Origin of the sequence: Pollutibacter soli (assembly GCA_029269725.1) — a bacterium.
GTDB lineage: Bacteria > Bacteroidota > Bacteroidia > Chitinophagales > Chitinophagaceae > Pollutibacter > Pollutibacter soli.
On the sequence record JARJHS010000001.1, the window covers coordinates 369,780 to 387,047 of the forward strand.

Here is a 17,268-nt window from a genome sequence, read left to right on the forward strand (position 1 = left end):
GTTACAGCAATTGTCTGGCTTCAAAATTCAATGCTTCAATAACGACAGGATGGAGAGAAGCCTTAGGTTCAGCACTTAATAATTCAGTAATGTTTCTGCTCAGGTCAATGCCGCGCGCATTTGGTGGCATTGCATTGGTCATCTGATTAATGATGAAGATATTCTGTTCGCGGAGGTTATTTAATGCCTGCCATACTTCCTTGGAAACATATATCTGCTGTGAGAGATTATAATCGAATTCCTGTTTGATATTTTCTGTCCAGACCGCCTGCATCTGCCGGGCTGTAAGTTCACCGGCTGGGATACGCGTAATGAGGCTGGGCAATGATATCCTTTCGGCAAGAATGACCAGTCGTTCATAAGCGCTCAGTCGAAGATTAATCAGGTTCTGGTTGGGCTGTTGCGTAACTGCAGCTTTCTGTTTGTCCCTGAACCAGAAAATAATATATAGTGCAAGAATAAATACGACCAGAAATATCCCACCGACGATTACTATACTTTCAGTTGTCATTGTTGAGCTGTATTGCGCAAATGTACAGTTTGCAGATTAACTTTTACTTCAACGCATTTGTTCGTAATTTTGATATGATGAATACAGAACAATCAACAATTCCTGTTCAAATAACCGAAGGCGCTTTGCTGGAGTTGAAAAGGATACATAAAGAAGAGACTGAACCTGGCCAGCAATGGCTTCGTATTGGTGTGAAAGGTGGTGGCTGTTCAGGTTTAAGTTATATCCTTGCTTTCGATGAGAAGAAAGAGCAGGATGAAATATTTGAGATTGATGGTCTTCCCTGTATAATTAACCCCGCTCACGGGATGTATCTTTTTGGTATGCAGATTGACTTCAAGAACGGTCTTGATGCGCGTGGTTTTATTTTTTCAAACCCGAATGCATCGGCAACCTGTGGTTGCGGAAGTTCATTTGCCGTGTAAGTTCGATTGAGAACGATTTTTATTTTTTTCTGATAAGAAAAGCCCCCGGTATTTATTTCCAGGGGCTTTCACTTTTATTATCATTCCAGCTTATTTAGCTAAGGCTGGTTTTGATTTCGGATTTGCTTTTGCCACATGGGCTTCTTCTTTACCCAAAGGTTTGTCTTTTGCAAGGTCAACCAGGATCGGTGCTGCCACAAAAATGGAAGAGTAACAACCGGTTATTACACCAATCAGCATCGCGAATGAGAATCCGCGTGTGGCTTCTCCACCGAAGATGAAAAGAATAAGGATCGTCAGGAACACAGTGAGTGACGTCATGATCGTACGACTCAGTGTTTCATTTATCGACTTATTGATGATCTCGGTTTTAGATGCGCCTTTCATAATGGATGTATTTTCCCTGATACGGTCAAATACAATAACCGTATCGTTCATCGAGAAACCGATTACCGTCAGGATTGCAGCGATAAAATGCTGATCAATTTCCAGCGGGAATGGCACTATTCCTCTCAGGAAAGAAAATACTGCAAGTGTAACGAAAACGTCATGAAGCAAAGCCACGAATGTACCTACAGAATATCTCCAATCGCGGAAACGGAGGAGTATGTAAAGGAAAATAGCAATCAATGCGAAGATGGTTGCTTTAACAGCCCCTTTTTTCAGGTCATCTGAAATCGACGGTAATACTGTTTGTGAACTCTGCTTGTTTTCACGACGGAAATCAGCAATTGATGAATTCGCAGGTAATACCGATTTCAAACCATTGAATAAAGCCAGCTCCACTGTTGAGTCAGCTGTTCTGCTGTTTTGTTCAATCAGATATGATGTAGTGATGTTAAGCGTTTTGTTGTCACCAACTGTTTTTACAATGGTATTCTGGCCTTCAAATGACTTGTCAAGTTCTTTTGTAATCTGTTCTGTATTCACGGGTTTGTCAAACTTCACCGTGTAGCTGCGGCCACCCTTGTATTCCACGCCTTCATCGAAACCATTGAACAAGGATCCAACACCAAGAATCAATACCACGACAGAGATTACATACGCAATTTTTCTGTATTCAATGAATTTGTAAGCTGCATGCTTGAAAATGCGCGTACTGACATTGGTGAAATATTTGAAATGGCGATTCTTGTTAGTCCAGAAATCGGTGATCAATCTTGAAATCAGGATACCGCAGAACAAAGAAAGAAGGATACCCAGGATCTGCGTGGTTGCGAAGCCAAGTACGGGACCCAGACCGAAATAGAAAAGGATCAATGCGGTAAGAAGGGTGGTGATGTGACCATCAAGTACCGGTGGAAGTGACCGCCTGTAACCTTCCGCAACTGCGAGTTGATAACTTTTTCCTTTGGTAAGCTCATCCTTGATTCTTTCAAAAATGATGACGTTGGTGTCAACCGCCATCCCGATCGTTAGTACAAGGCCTGCGATACCGGGAGCTGTTAATGTTGCACCCAGCGCACTCAACACACCGACGGTGAAGAGGAGGTTTAACACCAGGGATATATTTGCAACCCAACCACTGGTATTATAATACACCAGCATCAGGATAAAGATCACAAAGAATGAAATGATGAAGGCCATGCTTCCTCCTTTCACAGCGGCAGCACCAAGCGTTGGTCCTACCACCTGTTCCTGAACAATTTTCGCAGGAGCAGGAAGTTTACCGGACTGAAGAATGTTTGCCAGATCCTGTGCTTCCTGGATCGTGAAGCTTCCACTGATTTCAGAAGTACCGGATGTGATCGGGTTGATTACGTTTGGAGCTGAATAAACCAGGTTATCAAGAACGATCGCGATTGGTTTGCCAACGTTCTCCGTTGTCATTTCACCCCAGATGCGCTCACCCTGCTTCGTCATCAGCATTTTGATAGAAGGTCTTCCTTTATCATCATAATCCTGTGATGCCTGCTGAACTCCATCACCCTCGAGTCTTGCTTTTGCAGAACCCTCAGGCATTTTCAATGCGTATACAGTAACAACATCCGATTTTACACCTTTATCATTTTTCTCTGCAACGCCATAAACGAATTTCACATTGGAAGGAAACTGGTTGCGTACTGCATCAATACTCATGTAACTGTTGAAAGTTGCAGTATCGCGTGCAGCAATGAAACCTAAATATGGAGCAAAAGAAAGTTGACCATTGGGTCCCTGCTGCGGAGGAACCGGCTGAAATATTCTGAAGAAAGAATATGCATTCTGAGCAGAAGCTGCGGTTGTATCAGCAGCAGATTTTGAAGTATCTTTTTTAGCAAGGTCGTTAATAGTCAGAGTTTTGGTTGTATCCTCATCCACTGCCGGAGCCGCAGGTGCGTTAACCACGGGCTTTGCTGCAGTGTCTACAACTTTCTTTACACCGCTATAATAATCCTGCAATGCTTTTTCTGCATCTGTAAAAGGTTTGTCAAGTTCACCAAGATTGTATACTTCGCTGAACTGAAGATTTGCTGTCGCCTGTAAATATTTTCTTACACGCTCAGGATCATCTTTTACACCAGGAAGTTCAACGGTGATGATACCTTTATTTTTATCGAGCTGGATATTTGGCTGAGCAACACCGAATTGGTCGATCCTTTTCAGCAACACGTTATAGGTATTGCTGATTGCGCCTTCCGCTGATGCACGGAGTTTGGTTATTACTGAGTTGTCATTGTCTTCAATCTTAATATTACGCTGACCCGTACCTGCAAATATGGAAGCGAGTCTTGCAGTAGGATTTTGTTCTTTATATGCCTGTGCAAACAACGTGATAAAGTCTGCATCGCTGTTGGCTTTGCGTTGGTCTGCAGTAGCGAGGGCTTTGTTTAACCCCGGATCCTTCGCGTTGTTTGAAAGTGAGCGAAGCATGTCTTCAAGTTCAACTTCGAGGGTAACACTCATACCACCCTGGAGGTCAAGACCGAGATTCAGTTCCTGTTCTTTGGCTTTCTGATAGCTGATCGCGCCAGTGGTACCATAGGTAACAGTTTCTTCGCGTGTGCTATCCAGTAAGCGCTTCAGGCGTCTTTTGTATTCGGTATCTTTTTCTTCGGCAGTTGCTGTGGCATAATTGGAATTGACAAATGCCTTAGCCTTGCCTTCCATTTTTTTCTCATGGCTTCTAACGACCCATGTAAAATGTAACTGATAAAGGGAAATCAGTATCAGAGCAGCGGCAAAAAACCGAACCAAACCTTTGAATTGCATACAATATCGGGTTTACACTTTTTTGATTATTCCTGCCATCACGTCGATTTTTTTTGGCAAGGCGGGCAAAGATAGGGTTTTTTCAGGCTGAAAATCAGAATTCCTGCCTATCATTTTATTGTACAAAGTGAGGCTTTTTTTGGCTGAAACAGATGCATTATTTCCTGAATTTAAATGAATTAACAACCTCGGTAGATACAACCTGGGAGGTTTAAGACCTGCCAGGTTTTAAAAACCTGGCAGGTCTTAAACCTGCGAGGTGTATCCGTATTATTAACTACATTTGCACGCTTTTATTAAAAACGTTAAAAACCATACAATGAAACTGTCTAGCAGGTTGGAATTATTCAATGAGCCGGAAACACTCAAAATGGCAAAACTGGGGCGTGAACTCCGTGCCAAAGGTGTGGACGTAATTGACCTGTCACTCGGAGAACCCGACTTTGATACCCCTGAGCACATTAAAACCTCCCTGAAAGACGCAATTGATGCCAACTGGAGCCACTATCCGCCTGTAGCAGGCTATCCTGAACTGCGCCAGGCAATTTGCGATAAGCTGAAACGCGATAACAACCTCGATTATAAACCTGAAAATATCATTGTTTCCAATGGTGCAAAACAGAGCCTTGCCAATGTGGTAATGGCTATTGTGGATAAAGGTGATGAGGTCGTAATTCCGACTCCATATTGGGTTACTTATTCTGAAATTGTAAAACTCTGCGAAGGGAAAGTCAAGCTTATCCGTTCATCTGCAGAAAACAAATACAAACTGAACGCGGATGAGCTGGAAAAAGCAATTACTCCTGCCACTAAACTCTTCATCTTTTCTTCTCCCTGCAATCCCAGCGGATCTGTTTATACAAAGGAGGAATTGAAGTCCATGGCTGATGTGTTCCGTAAGCATCCGCAGGTATTCATTCTTTCTGATGAGATCTATGAATACATCAACTTCGTAGGTGCGCATGAAAGCATCGCCCAGTTTGAAGATCTGAAAGACAGGATTATCGTTTTGAACGGCCTTAGTAAAGGCTACGCGATGACGGGCTATCGCCTCGGGTACATTGCTGCCCATCCTGATGTGGTTAAAGCCTGTGAAAAATTGCAGGGACAGTTCACCAGCGGAGTAAATGCCGTGACACAACGTGGTGCTATTACAGCGTTGCTCGGTGATATGAAACCCACTTACGACATGAATACCGAATTCACCCGCCGAAGAGCAAGAATGCTTCAACTCTTAGGTGAATTACCCGGTGTTACCATCGCAGAACCAGACGGCGCATTTTATGTGTTCCCTGTAATCAGCAAATATTTCGGTAAATCCGACGGAACAAATACAATCAACGATGCAGATGACCTCTGCATGTACTTACTGAACAATGCGCATGTATCGACAGTAACAGGTCGTGCATTTGGTGAACCTTTATGCATCCGTATTTCTTTTGCTAACAGCATGGAGAAAATCGAAAAAGCAATGGCGAGGATTAAGGATGCGCTGGCGAAGCTGAAGTAAGTTTTATGTGATAAGTTGTGAGTTAAATGTTTAACGTGTACCGTGAAACGTAGAACGCAGGCCGTCGAGAGTTGCAACTCCTCCCGTTTTAGAAAAAATTCTTTCAATAGGTAATAAATAAAATTAGGTTGATATTGAGTATGATTGCTCGGTGTCAACCTTTTTTATCTTGCGGAACTATAAAGTAGTTTTTAAAATAAAAGTATCGCGAGCATAGGCTAACGTTTAACATTAAACGTTTAACGTTACACGTTTTACGTTCAACCCTCAGTCTCCATCTTTCTCAGGAACCGCATTGCCACAAAACCTCCGGTGAGATCAATCAGGAAATGAATGATCATTACGATGATCAAAGATTCTGTCAGGATAAAAATTATTCCTAGAAGAAGACTTAATAAAAAAATCTTGATCATAGCATGCCAGCCCTGGTAATAGTGGGCGAGACTGAATAGAAATGCAGGTGCGACAGCGGCCAGTATCGGAAGACCATTACTGAAATTATATTTCGGCAAAAAATATGTTACCATGTATCCCCGGTACATAATTTCTTCAAAAACACCTGCGCAGATACAAAGAAGAATATAGGCAGGGAGCTCGCGCTTGTGGTGGGGTAGGAAGGGCGTACCTGCATCAGCGGCCGCAGCGGCTTCAGGATCATTTTTCGCTTGTTTTATCGAATAAATAATATCAATTACATAGGCAATTCCAAGTACGAAACCAAGTAATACCCCCCAGGTAAATTTGCTACCGGTAACCGGTAACCTAAATCCGAGCGCTTCAAATGGTCGATGGTATAACCACCAGGTGACCAGGATTACTGAAGCTGCCAGGCCCAGGAAAACACTATTGGCGAGATAGAACCGTCTGCGGAGATTTTCAGTAAAAATAATATTATCAAAATTCTCACGTCCCTTTACACCAGAAAAGAACGGAATGATAACCCCGTACAGAAAAATTAAAATATGGTCAGTGATTACAGGAAAATTATCCATGACTGGTTTTCTGTGCCGACAACGCCAGCAATGAAGAGTGTACTGCCATTACCTGTGGTATCAGCAATCTTGTTTCATCGTTCAGGATCACAAAATCACACAGTGCCATTTTCTTTTCTTCATTCATTTGGTTGGCCATTCTATCGCGCACCTTTTGTTCTGTAACATTATCTCTTTCCATCACTCTTTTTATTCTCATCGCCTCGGGTGCAAAAACACCAATGACTTTGTCGACCCCCGAATTTGAGCCGCTTTCGAACATGATCGCAGCTTCTTTTAATACATATGAAGAATTCTGTTGCAAAAACCATTCTTCGGCAGCGCGGATTGTCGCAGGGTGTACAATGGCATTTAGTTTTTTCAGGTTTTCAGCATTATCAAAAACCTGGGCTGCGAGGTATTTTCTATCCAGTATTCCCTGGGGATAAGTCTGGTCGCCAAACAAATCAATAATTTCCTTTCTAACAGGATCTTCCTGCATCAGTTTTTTTGCAGACTCATCTGCGTAGTACACAGGTATTCCCAGAACATTGAAAATGCCCGCCACCGTTGACTTCCCGGACCCGATACCTCCTGTAATTCCTACTCTCAGCAATTGGATGATTTTCTCCTGAAAAAAAATTCCGGATTTAATCAAGATAAATCCGGAATAGTGATCAATGCAGAAAAAGTTGTATCTATTTTGTTGCAGTCGCAGCTGGAGCGGCAGCTTTATTCAATTGGTTACTCCATTCCATGCTGATTGCGCTTTTTTCGATCTTGAGATAACTTCCAGGGCTCACTTCGATATCGATTGTTCCATCATCATTTACTTTATTCACACGGCCATGGATACCTGCAATAGTTACAATTTTGGTCCCTTTTTCAAGACCTTCCTGGAACTTCTTCGCATTTTTTGCTTTCTGCGCCTGCGGACGAATCATGAAAAAATAAAATACCAGGATCATACCACCCAGCAAAACCAATTGCATCATTCCCGCATTGGGCGCTGCCTGAAGTAAACTTGAAATTGAATACATGTTATAGTTGTTTATTGTACTTGTTAGTTTGCATTCGCTGATGTGACAGTTATTTAATTACTGTATTACATCAACATCAAATAGGAGCGATGTTACTTCACCGGGTGTATTGGTGTGCACAGTGATCGTTTTATGATTTGAGCCAATCCTTCCCGTGCTGTTGAATTCCGCTTTAATTACTCCTTCCTCACCTGGCGCAATCGGTCTTTCCGGCTTTTCCGCCACTGTACATCCGCAGGAAACCACAACATTACTAACTACAAGTTGTTTGTCGCCTGTATTTTTGAACCGGTAAGCGATCTGAACTTTCTCTCCTGATTTTACAGATCCCATATGCTTGATGGAGTCCAGCCATTGAATTGTCGTTAATGCTTTTGTTCCTTCAGTTGCTGTGATATTTTCTTTTGCCGGCAACACTGGTATAGTAGCTGCCTGAACATCACCACTGGGCTTGCGGAGTACAAGAAATAATGCTACCACAAGAAATACAACGAATACTGAAACTGCTGCTTTCATGGCTTTAAATTATGGTCTGCAAAATTAAGAAATCAGGATTGCTTTTTATAATCAACTTTTACCAGCTTTCCGTCTGTATCCAGTTCTTTATGAATATTATCGAGGATACCATTGACAAACTGTCCGCTCTGTGGAGTACTGTATTCTTTTGCCAGGTCAATGTATTCGTTGATGGTTACTTTGGTGGGAATGGTCTCAAAATATAGCAATTCAGCCACACCCATCCGCATAAGTATCATATCCAGTACAGCAATACGCTCAGAATCCCAGTTTTTAAGTCTGGGCTTGATCAGGTCCATACAACCTGTTTTTTTCTCTATCGCGGTTTTCAGGAGATCACGTCCGAATTTCAGTTTTTCCGGACTGATGAGTTGTGTGAAATCATAGCTGGATGGCTTCTGAAAAAGGCCACTCATCATCTGCTGAATCATCTCAGCATCGTCGTCCCAGCCAATGAAATTTTCTTCCACCCAACTGATCACATCATCACTTGGGAGTATGAGGCTGTCAAATAAAAATTCTATGATTTTCTTCTCGTCCTTTTTATCGCGGGAAGCGATGCTGATATACTCTTTGTACTCGGGGGTTTCGGTAAACTGCTGATAGATTTTTTTTGTCAGCTCCGGGTTGTCGAATTTTTTAATATGAAGGTCCTCGATGGTTTTCTGAAAGCCTGGTGCCTCCATAATCTGCCATAGCAGCGAGTTTCCGGCGATCTTGGTATTTACTTCAAGATCCTGCTGACTCGGTAAATGTTTTGATGCTCTCTTCCTGGAATCGGTTTCAGCATAGCGGGTAACACTCGTGATAAAATAAACCAGGTAGCTGAATAACTGCCTTGTCTGATCAAATTGTGCATCGAGCATTTTCACCGATTTCTCCACTGGAATATCCTGCTCACTTGTCTCAATTCCATAGAGCGTCTGCATCACTTTAACCCTGATATTTCTTCTGCTGATCATGATAAAGAACTGATTTGGCGCGCAAAGATAGGAGGCCGGGCTGATAAAAGGCAATAAAAAAAGGGTCTATGCAAATTTGACATAATCCTGGTAAAATCGAACTGCCAGCTTTAAAAATCCGCCGGATTTTTTTCTTTTTTCCTGTCAAGTTTTCCCGCCACCCCGGATTGGTCTGATTTTCGTTAGGAATTGCACGCTTGTCGTACTCCATACCAATACACCTTGGATACACAGGTATTTTCAGTTTTGACTACTTCAACAAATTAAATTAAAAAAAACAAGCTATGGCTAAGAAGTTAAGCATTACCCCTTTGCACGACAGGGTAATAGTGAAACCAGCTCCTGCTGAAGAAAAAACTGCAGGTGGAATTATTATTCCGGACACTGCTAAAGAAAAACCCCAGCGCGGAACAGTAGTTGCTGCCGGCCCGGGTAAAAAAGATGAACCAATGTCTGTAAAAGCAGGTGATACTGTTTTATATGGCAAGTATTCCGGCACCGAGATCGCTATCGAAGGCCTGGATTATTTGATCATGAGAGAATCTGACATCCTGGCTGTCGTTTAATCCAGCCACTACAATCATTGATTTTACACTAACGCATTCTAAATAATCAGTTATGTCAAAACAATTGTATTTCAATATTGACGCCCGTAACAAAATGAAGAAGGGTGTTGACGTTCTTGCCAACGCCGTTAAAGTAACCCTCGGTCCTAAAGGCCGTAACGTGGTTCTGGAGAAAAAATTCGGTTCACCTTCTATCACTAAAGATGGTGTTACTGTTGCTAAAGAAATTGACCTCGAGGATCCTATTGAAAATATGGGAGCTCAGATGGTGAAAGAAGTAGCTTCTAAAACAGCAGATGTTGCCGGTGACGGTACAACAACTGCAACTGTTCTTGCTCAGGCCCTCATCACTGAAGGTTTGAAGAACGTTGCTGCCGGCGCTAATCCGATGGATCTGAAACGCGGTATCGACAAGGCAGTTGAACTCGTTGTTGCAAGCCTGGAAAAACAATCGCAGGCGGTAGGTAATGATACAAAGAAAATTGAGCAGGTTGCTGCCATTTCTGCTAACAACGATGCGGAGATCGGAAAGCTGATCGCTAATGCAATGCAGAAAGTAGGTAAAGATGGTGTTATCACCGTTGAAGAGGCACGCGGTACAGAAACCAGCATCGAACTGGTGGAAGGTATGCAGTTCGATCGCGGATATATCTCTCCTTATTTCGTTACCAATCCGGATAAAATGGAATGCGAACTGCAGAATCCATATATCCTGATCTATGATAAGAAAGTATCTGCAATGAAAGATATCCTCCACATCCTGGAGAAAGTTGCTCAGCAGGGCGCACCCCTGATGATCATTTCCGAAGATCTGGAAGGAGAAGCACTCGCTACACTGGTTGTAAACAAACTCCGCGGTACGCTGAAAGTGGCTGCTGTTAAAGCTCCGGGCTTTGGTGATCGCAGAAAAGAAATGCTTGCTGATATCGCTATCCTGACCAAAGGTCTGGTGATCAGCGAAGACCAGGGTTACAAACTCGAAAACGCTGACCTGACTTATCTGGGTCGCGCTGAAAGAGTAACTATCGACAAAGACAATACAACCATCGTTGGCGGAAAAGGTAAAAAAGATGATATCAGCGGCCGTATCGCACAGATCAAGGCGCAGATTGAAACAACTACTTCTGATTACGATAAAGAAAAATTACAGGAGCGCCTGGCAAAACTCAGCGGTGGTGTTGCTGTACTGAATATCGGTGCAGCTACAGAAGTTGAGATGAAAGAAAAGAAAGATCGCGTTGACGATGCTCTTCACGCAACCCGTGCAGCTGTTGAAGAAGGTATCGTTCCTGGTGGTGGTATCGCTTATATCCGCGCTATCGAAGCCCTGGATAAAAAGAAAGGGGTAAACGAAGATGAAACAACCGGTATCGCTATCGTTCGCCGTGCAATTGAAGAACCGCTACGCATCATCGTTGCTAACGCTGGTATCGAAGGTTCTATCATCGTTCAGAAAGTAAAAGAAGGTAAAGGTGATTTCGGTTACAATGCCCGCACTGAAACTTTCGAAAACCTTTTGAAAGCCGGTGTTATCGATCCAACTAAAGTGAGCCGTGTTGCTCTTGAGCACGCTGCTTCTATCGCTGGTATGCTCCTCACCACTGAGTGTGTGATTGCAGAGAAACCTAAGAAAGAAGAGCCTGTACACAACCATGGCGGTGCACCTGGCATGGGCGGTATGGATTACTAAAAAATACACTGCAACCTATTTGCAGAATGATATGGTCCCGTCGGTTTTCCGGCGGGACTTTTTTTTTAAGTAAAAGGTAAACGGCAAAGAGAGGGAACAGAATACAATAACATCATCAGCAACGCAGCGCTTTATCTGCTGCCGGAAAAAAGAACGGAGTACCGGATATGGAATACGGGTATCGAAATCTTAACACAGAAAAATCAGGGAAATATCTTCAAAAATAATACGTCGTATCTGCTTACTGCTGCCCGTTGCTTGTTGCCCCGTGAATGGCTGTTCAACTTTAAACATTCAACTTTCAGCTTTGAACTAAAAAAGAAATATCTTGATAAAAAAAGATGCCCTCATTCGAAGTAGATCCGGATATATCAATTGCCAGAACCATCTCTACCGATTTCTATACTGATCCGGGATATTTCGAAATTTCCAAGGAGAAAATCTTTCTCAATTCGTGGCAATTTATTGGCAGCGGTGAGCTTGCTGCAAAAAAAGGAAGTTGTTATCCGTTTGCATTTTTATCTCCTTTTATTGAAGAACCGTTGTTGCTGAGCAGGGATACTAAAAATGAATTGCATTGTGTTTCCAATGTCTGTACACACCGGGGAAACCTGCTCGTTAAAGAAGCCTGTGAACTTTCAAATATACGTTGCCGTTACCATGGCAGAATTTTCGAGCTCGATGGAACATTCAGGACAATGCCGGAATTCAAAGAAGTAAAAAATTTCCCAACAGCCGAAGATGATCTGCATCCGGTCGATCTGTTTCAATGGGGAAACCTGTTGTTTTGTTCTCTCCGGAATTCGTTTACAGCACAATCATTTTTTAGTGAGATGATGCATCGGGTAGGGTGGCTACCGCTGGAAGAATTCAGGTATATGCCAGGATTATCAAAGGAGTATACCGTTCATGCACATTGGGCATTGTATTGCGAGAATTATCTCGAAGGGTTTCATATCCCATTTGTGCACGCCGGACTCAATGCGGTACTTGACTTTGGCAATTACACAACCGAGTTATTTACAAATTCAAATCTTCAATTGGGAATAGCAAAAGAAGGCGAACCGTGTTTTGATCTTCCAACATCTTCACCTGATTATGGTAAAAATGTTGCTGCGTATTATTTCTGGGTTTTCCCCAATATGATGTTCAATTTTTACCCATGGGGATTATCTGTAAATATTGTAAAGCCGGTGAGTGTCGACGAAACGAAAGTCAGTTTTCTGACCTATGTATGGAAAGATTCACTTTTTGATACTGGTGCCGGAAGCGATCTTAACACTGTTGAACTGGAAGATGAAGAAGTGGTGGAAGCCGTACAGAAAGGTGTTCGTTCCAGGTTTTATAATCACGGCAGATATTCTGTAACAAGAGAACAGGGTACACATCATTTTCACAGGCTGATTGCACAGTACATGAAATAATAACCTAAAGCCGGATTTGAGGAAATTATCTTCCCGAAGAGAACCAATTACGTGTTTTCATAATCATGTGGTGATATCGGATAGCCCCCACCGTAAGAAAGAATTGAGCGAGACAATAAGTGATCATGATCAAGGGCGATGCAAAAGAAAATGATTGCCTGAATTTATTGAAAGCAAGTATCGAATCAGAAATCACAAAGAGTAAAGCTCCGGAAATGAAATAGTATAACATATCAGTGCTTAATTTTCCGCCCATTTGAAGTGTACTTACCAGCATCAATCCGATAGTCAGTGCATAGATGACAACGGGAACTTTTAAAGATCCGAGTCCCGGCCATAACAGGTATAGCATCATACCGACATAAATCAAAGTCAACAGCAGAGCTACCCATTTTGAACTTCCATTTCTCGGCTTTTCAGTTCTATGGATGGTCAGGAAGAAAATAATGTAACAGATGTGCGCAATAAGGAAAAACGAAAGACCGACGATAAACAGGATGGGATACTTACTATCAAACAGCAGCATAATATCCCCTAACCAGGAAAAAAAGATGGCCATCGAAAAAATAAATGCAGATGTTGACCATCGGGGTAGTGCATAAAAAAAAGCCAGGTAAAGGAGTGGCATCAGCAATGTTTTGGAAAAAAGTCTGCCCTCGCTATTTTTTGTAAATACAAAAAACAGATCGATAACTACATCGATAAAAAATAGTATGAACCATACTGAAGAATTGCGCATTATGCCAAAATACTTCAATTGAAGTTTACGCAGGAGTCTCCTGGAAAATTTGCAGCAAAGTTATCCGGGATTTTTTTAATCCCTCCGGCGCCAAAATTGTGTGGTATTGAAACCTTACCTGGATGCTCCTTCGGAAACGATTTCTACCCAAACCTTTTTTCCAAAGAAATTACTGAGTGAATCCCGGACACGGGTAGTATCAGAAAGCGGCTTATTAACAGAGATAGCAATTTTAAAATCAATTGAATCTTTGGTGATCATGACTACTTTATGTCCCCATTCTTTAAGATCAGCATATCTTTTCAATGCTCTCTTTTGTTTTGCGACTTCAAGAACGATATTAAAACCCTGCGTTGTGACAGGTGCAGGTGCTGGCGTCACAGTCGAATCAGGTGTTACGGGAGTTTCAGTTTTTGCTGAGGTGTCTGCAGAAATCTGATTAACAGAATCTTCAGGAGGAGATGAAAGTATTAATTGTGTAGCCTGTTCGTGTACTTCAGGCTTTCCTTCGGTTTTTTCATAAAAGAAATAAGCAACGTACCCCATAAGGCCGAGACCAATTACCACCAACGCCATCAGGAGTGCGTTAGAACCACTTGCTTTTCTTTTTGACACTGGTTGACGGTAATCATCATCAAACTGAACATCTTCCTGTGACTTGCCTTTTCTGATTGTCTCCATATTCCCGCCAGAGCTGTATTCTTCCTGTACAAATTCCAGCTGATGTTTAGTATCGAGTTGTAAATGCCCGATTCCGTCGATTACGAAGGGTTTGCTGATATAAAGCAGTTGCTTACCAATAACGGTGAATGATTCCAGGTCTGAACTCGCTAAGGGTTTTATTTTGCCGGTTTCCTTCGAGATATAGGCGATAAAATCCTGGTCGGGTCCCAGTTTTTTATTTGCCTCAAACTGTACTGAACCCTTTGGCAACGAACCGTTTGGATTGTCTTCGATCGATAAAGTAGCATTTTTTTCAATGCTGAATTTGCCAAGTCCTTCTAAATGGAAGGATTTGTTCTGCAGGAGATAAGGCAACAGGAGTTGAGATACTTTCAAGGTATTGGTTTTTAGCAGTTAAGCAATCTTTCTACTGCCCGAATGCTATAACGAAGAGCTTAGACGAATATTTTATAAACCGATAGGCATCATCGGTTTAGGCGCCTTTGCCAGTACCTGCTTTCTGCCTATTTTTGCGGCGCGATGCTGACGGAGGAAGAAAAGAAATTCATTGCATACTGGGAGGAGAACCGGGATAAGCAGAAAAGGCTGTCGTATCAGCTGATGATTGGCCTGCCGCTGGGTTTAATTTTCGCCTTACCGATAATGATCAATTTCTTTGCCGGACGACTCTGGTATAAACGTGCTGATGCCATTGCAAATACACAGATGAGTCCGACCGTTCTGATTGTTGCCGTTGCTGCCATTGCCGTTTTCATCGGGATTTTTTACCGTAAACTGAAATGGGAGAAAAATGAGCAGTTTTATAAAGAGTTAAAAGCAAAGGAGTTACAACCCTGAATTGTCGATTGATGCTGCTAATTAACAGATTTTTATTTCAGTTATGAAACGTTCGGAGGAAAAATCTTGTCAGTATCACCATCTTTGCCGGAATTTTTTTTAAACCCCAATACATATGCGCAAATTTTTGATCTGTGGTCTTGTTCTGACGATTGTAGCAATCCAATCCTGTAATAAAGACAGTAATTACGACCAGGAATGTCCTTATACCGACCAAACCATTTCGGTACCAGCTGAGGAATTATCCAAGTTGGACACTTATATAGATACCAGTAATATTGATGCTACAGAAGACGCCCGAGGCTTTTATTACAAAATCGAAACTTTAGGTTCGGGTACTGCTGTTGGCGATCCCTGCACCCAGGTTGGTGTAAAGTACAAAGGCAAATTGATCAATGGTAATGTGTTTGATTCTACGACCAGCAATGCCCGCGTTTTCGTGTTGGGCCAACTGATCTGGGGATGGCGCAAAGGTTTACAGCTGATCAAACAAGGCGGCAAAATTACTCTTTATTTGCCACCGACACTTGGTTATGGTCCTCAACCTGTTGTTGATCAGAATACAGGTGAAGTGAAAATCCCTGGTAATTCCATATTGATTTTTGAAATCGAACTCCAGGAAGTTTTCTAGAAATATTTATAAGACTTTGAAAGGCTTTGGTGATTTAACTCATCAAAGCCTTTTATTTTTATCAAAACTATCCCTTTGGCGCACGAATCAATTTCTGTTTTCGATATGCTGAAGATTGGGGTTGGTCCATCCAGTTCACATACGCTTGGTCCATGGAAAGCTGCCCTTATGTTCTGCTCTTTACTTGAAAATAATTATGAATTATCAGACGTAGAAAACATCACGGTCCTGCTGTACGGTTCTCTGGCAAAAACCGGAAAGGGCCATGGTACTGATATCGCAGTGCAAATGGGTTTACTGGGAGCAGATCCGGTTACCTGCGAAATCGATAAAATCGATTTTCAGATCGCGGACATCCGGGAAACCCATATGCTGAAGCTGGCAGATAAAAAGCAGATACAATTCAATCCTGAAACCGACATTGAGTTTTTATATTCAGAATCGTTGCCCTATCATCCCAACGCATTGACATTTCTTGCAAAAACCGTTTTTAATGAAAATATCGCCGCAACATATTATTCAGTTGGCGGTGGATTTGTTGAGCAGGAAGGCTATAAACAGATATCTTCTAAAAACCAGCAATTGCCATTTCCTGTTGACAATGCGGGTGATCTGCTTCATTGGTGCATGAAAACCGGGTTATCCATCAGTGAAGTTGTTTTGGAAAATGAATCTTCCTGGCGCGATGAGTCTGACACACGAAAAGGGCTGGAGCATATCTGGGAAACGATGCGCAATTGTATTTATAAGGGATGTCATACTGCAGGAATGTTGCCGGGAGGCTTATTGGTAAAGAGAAGGGCTTCAGATCTGAATAAGCGTTTATTAAAAGGAAGAAAATATAATGATTACGGAAGCTGGGTCGCGAGTATCCGGCAGGGTGGGAATGATTTTCGATATACTATAGATTGGGTGAGTTGTTTTGCACTCGCTGTAAACGAAGAAAATGCTTCTTTTGGCCGGGTCGTTACAGCGCCAACAAACGGAGCAGCCGGAGTTATTCCGGCGGTTCTGCAGTATTTTATCTGCTTCTGCGACGGGCATCATCCGGAAAAAATAATTCAGTTCCTGCTTACTGCTGCAGAGATCGGCAGCATATTTAAAAAAGGTGCAACCATATCTGCAGCTATGGGTGGCTGTCAGGCTGAAATTGGTGTGTCATCTGCGATGTCAGCCGCGGCACTCACTGAATGTCTGGGCGGCACGCAACGCCAGGCCATCATGGCTGCTGAAATAGCGATGGAACATCATCTTGGGCTCACATGTGATCCCATAGGAGGGCTTGTCCAGGTACCTTGTATTGAAAGAAATACTATGGGTGCTGTGAAAGCCATTACCGCTGCACAACTTGCTTTACAGAGTTCACCTGACTATGCAAAAGTTTCACTGGACACCGTGATCAAAACGATGTGGGAAACTGCAATGGACATGAATATGAAATATAAGGAGACGGCTGATGGAGGACTTGCATTGCATATTCCACTTGGCTTGAGAGAATGCTGAATTTTGCTGATAAAATATAAAGGTTTTCTAAAACAAAATGTGGCACTGCAATGTTATGTGGGCGACG

The 17,268-nt window shown here is 42.4% G+C and carries 18 protein-coding genes; 8 read left to right on the plus strand and 10 right to left on the minus strand.

Annotation, left to right across the window (positions count from 1 at the left end):
* Position 1: 1 nt before the first annotated feature.
* Positions 2-511, minus strand: coding sequence for a DUF7935 family protein (locus tag P2W82_RS01570; protein WP_336514073.1), 510 nt, complete (start codon positions 509-511; stop codon positions 2-4).
* A 77-nt stretch (positions 512-588) separates the two neighbouring features.
* Here P2W82_RS01570 and P2W82_RS01575 point away from each other — a divergent pair, with 77 nt between their 5' ends.
* Entirely contained in the window at positions 589-936 is a 348-nt protein-coding gene (locus P2W82_RS01575) for a HesB/IscA family protein (protein WP_336514074.1), read from the plus strand.
* A 90-nt stretch (positions 937-1,026) separates the two neighbouring features.
* Here the strand turns inward: P2W82_RS01575 and secDF are convergent, their stop codons facing one another.
* Positions 1,027-4,128: a protein translocase subunit SecDF gene (secDF, locus tag P2W82_RS01580; RefSeq protein ID WP_336514075.1), complete on the minus strand. Its 3,102-nt coding sequence runs from the start codon at positions 4,126-4,128 to the stop codon at positions 1,027-1,029.
* A gap of 319 nt (positions 4,129-4,447) precedes the next feature.
* On the opposite strand from secDF, the gene P2W82_RS01585 reads away from it, so the two are divergent.
* Complete coding sequence (locus P2W82_RS01585; RefSeq protein ID WP_336514076.1) at positions 4,448-5,638, plus strand: pyridoxal phosphate-dependent aminotransferase; 1,191 nt, start codon at positions 4,448-4,450, stop codon at positions 5,636-5,638.
* A gap of 260 nt (positions 5,639-5,898) precedes the next feature.
* Here P2W82_RS01585 and P2W82_RS01590 read toward each other — a convergent pair whose 3' ends face one another.
* The 6 genes from P2W82_RS01590 to P2W82_RS01615 form a co-directional block, all read right to left on the minus strand.
* Entirely contained in the window at positions 5,899-6,630 is a 732-nt protein-coding gene (locus P2W82_RS01590; protein WP_336514077.1) for a CPBP family intramembrane glutamic endopeptidase, read from the minus strand.
* Entirely contained in the window at positions 6,623-7,225 is a 603-nt protein-coding gene (coaE, locus tag P2W82_RS01595) for a dephospho-CoA kinase (RefSeq protein WP_336514078.1), read from the minus strand. Before coaE ends, P2W82_RS01590 begins: the two co-directional genes overlap by 8 nt.
* An 82-nt stretch (positions 7,226-7,307) precedes the next feature.
* The gene (gene yajC, locus P2W82_RS01600; RefSeq protein WP_336514079.1) at positions 7,308-7,649 is read right to left on the minus strand and encodes a preprotein translocase subunit YajC; all 342 of its coding nucleotides are present in this window, start codon (positions 7,647-7,649) and stop codon (positions 7,308-7,310) included.
* Between the two features lie 57 nt (positions 7,650-7,706).
* Positions 7,707-8,165, minus strand: a complete 459-nt coding sequence (locus P2W82_RS01605) for a DUF1573 domain-containing protein (RefSeq protein WP_336514080.1) — start codon at positions 8,163-8,165, stop codon at positions 7,707-7,709.
* Between the two features lie 32 nt (positions 8,166-8,197).
* On the minus strand, positions 8,198-9,127 hold the full coding sequence (gene nusB / locus P2W82_RS01610) for a transcription antitermination factor NusB (RefSeq protein WP_336514081.1): 930 nt from the start codon (positions 9,125-9,127) through the stop codon (positions 8,198-8,200).
* The gene (locus P2W82_RS01615) at positions 9,099-9,338 is read right to left on the minus strand and encodes a hypothetical protein (RefSeq protein WP_336514082.1); all 240 of its coding nucleotides are present in this window, start codon (positions 9,336-9,338) and stop codon (positions 9,099-9,101) included. The genes nusB and P2W82_RS01615 overlap by 29 nt, the downstream gene beginning before the upstream one ends.
* Before the next feature lie 73 nt (positions 9,339-9,411).
* Between P2W82_RS01615 and P2W82_RS01620 the strand changes: the two genes are divergently transcribed.
* From P2W82_RS01620 to P2W82_RS01630, 3 genes are all read left to right on the plus strand, one after another.
* Positions 9,412-9,693, plus strand: coding sequence for a co-chaperone GroES (locus P2W82_RS01620; protein ID WP_336514083.1), 282 nt, complete (start codon positions 9,412-9,414; stop codon positions 9,691-9,693).
* A gap of 52 nt (positions 9,694-9,745) precedes the next feature.
* Positions 9,746-11,383: a chaperonin GroEL gene (gene groL, locus P2W82_RS01625; protein WP_336514084.1), complete on the plus strand. Its 1,638-nt coding sequence runs from the start codon at positions 9,746-9,748 to the stop codon at positions 11,381-11,383.
* 341 nt (positions 11,384-11,724) lie between these two features.
* Positions 11,725-12,807 (plus strand): aromatic ring-hydroxylating oxygenase subunit alpha, encoded by a 1,083-nt coding sequence (locus P2W82_RS01630; RefSeq protein ID WP_336514085.1) that lies wholly within the window; start codon positions 11,725-11,727, stop codon positions 12,805-12,807.
* 25 nt (positions 12,808-12,832) lie between these two features.
* Here P2W82_RS01630 and P2W82_RS01635 read toward each other — a convergent pair whose 3' ends face one another.
* Positions 12,833-13,546, minus strand: coding sequence for a lysoplasmalogenase (locus P2W82_RS01635; RefSeq protein ID WP_336514086.1), 714 nt, complete (start codon positions 13,544-13,546; stop codon positions 12,833-12,835).
* 114 nt (positions 13,547-13,660) lie between these two features.
* Positions 13,661-14,605 (minus strand): hypothetical protein, encoded by a 945-nt coding sequence (locus P2W82_RS01640; RefSeq protein ID WP_336514087.1) that lies wholly within the window; start codon positions 14,603-14,605, stop codon positions 13,661-13,663.
* 144 nt (positions 14,606-14,749) lie between these two features.
* On the opposite strand from P2W82_RS01640, the gene P2W82_RS01645 reads away from it, so the two are divergent.
* The 3 genes from P2W82_RS01645 (at position 14,750) to P2W82_RS01655 (ending at position 17,201) form a co-directional block, all read left to right on the plus strand.
* A complete protein-coding gene (locus tag P2W82_RS01645) occupies positions 14,750-15,067 on the plus strand; it encodes a hypothetical protein (protein ID WP_336514088.1) in 318 nt (105 codons plus the stop codon).
* Positions 15,068-15,182: 115 nt separating this feature from the next.
* Positions 15,183-15,698 (plus strand): FKBP-type peptidyl-prolyl cis-trans isomerase, encoded by a 516-nt coding sequence (locus P2W82_RS01650; RefSeq protein ID WP_336514089.1) that lies wholly within the window; start codon positions 15,183-15,185, stop codon positions 15,696-15,698.
* 75 nt (positions 15,699-15,773) lie between these two features.
* The gene (locus tag P2W82_RS01655) at positions 15,774-17,201 is read left to right on the plus strand and encodes an L-serine ammonia-lyase (protein ID WP_336514090.1); all 1,428 of its coding nucleotides are present in this window, start codon (positions 15,774-15,776) and stop codon (positions 17,199-17,201) included.
* Positions 17,202-17,268: the final 67 nt, after the last annotated feature.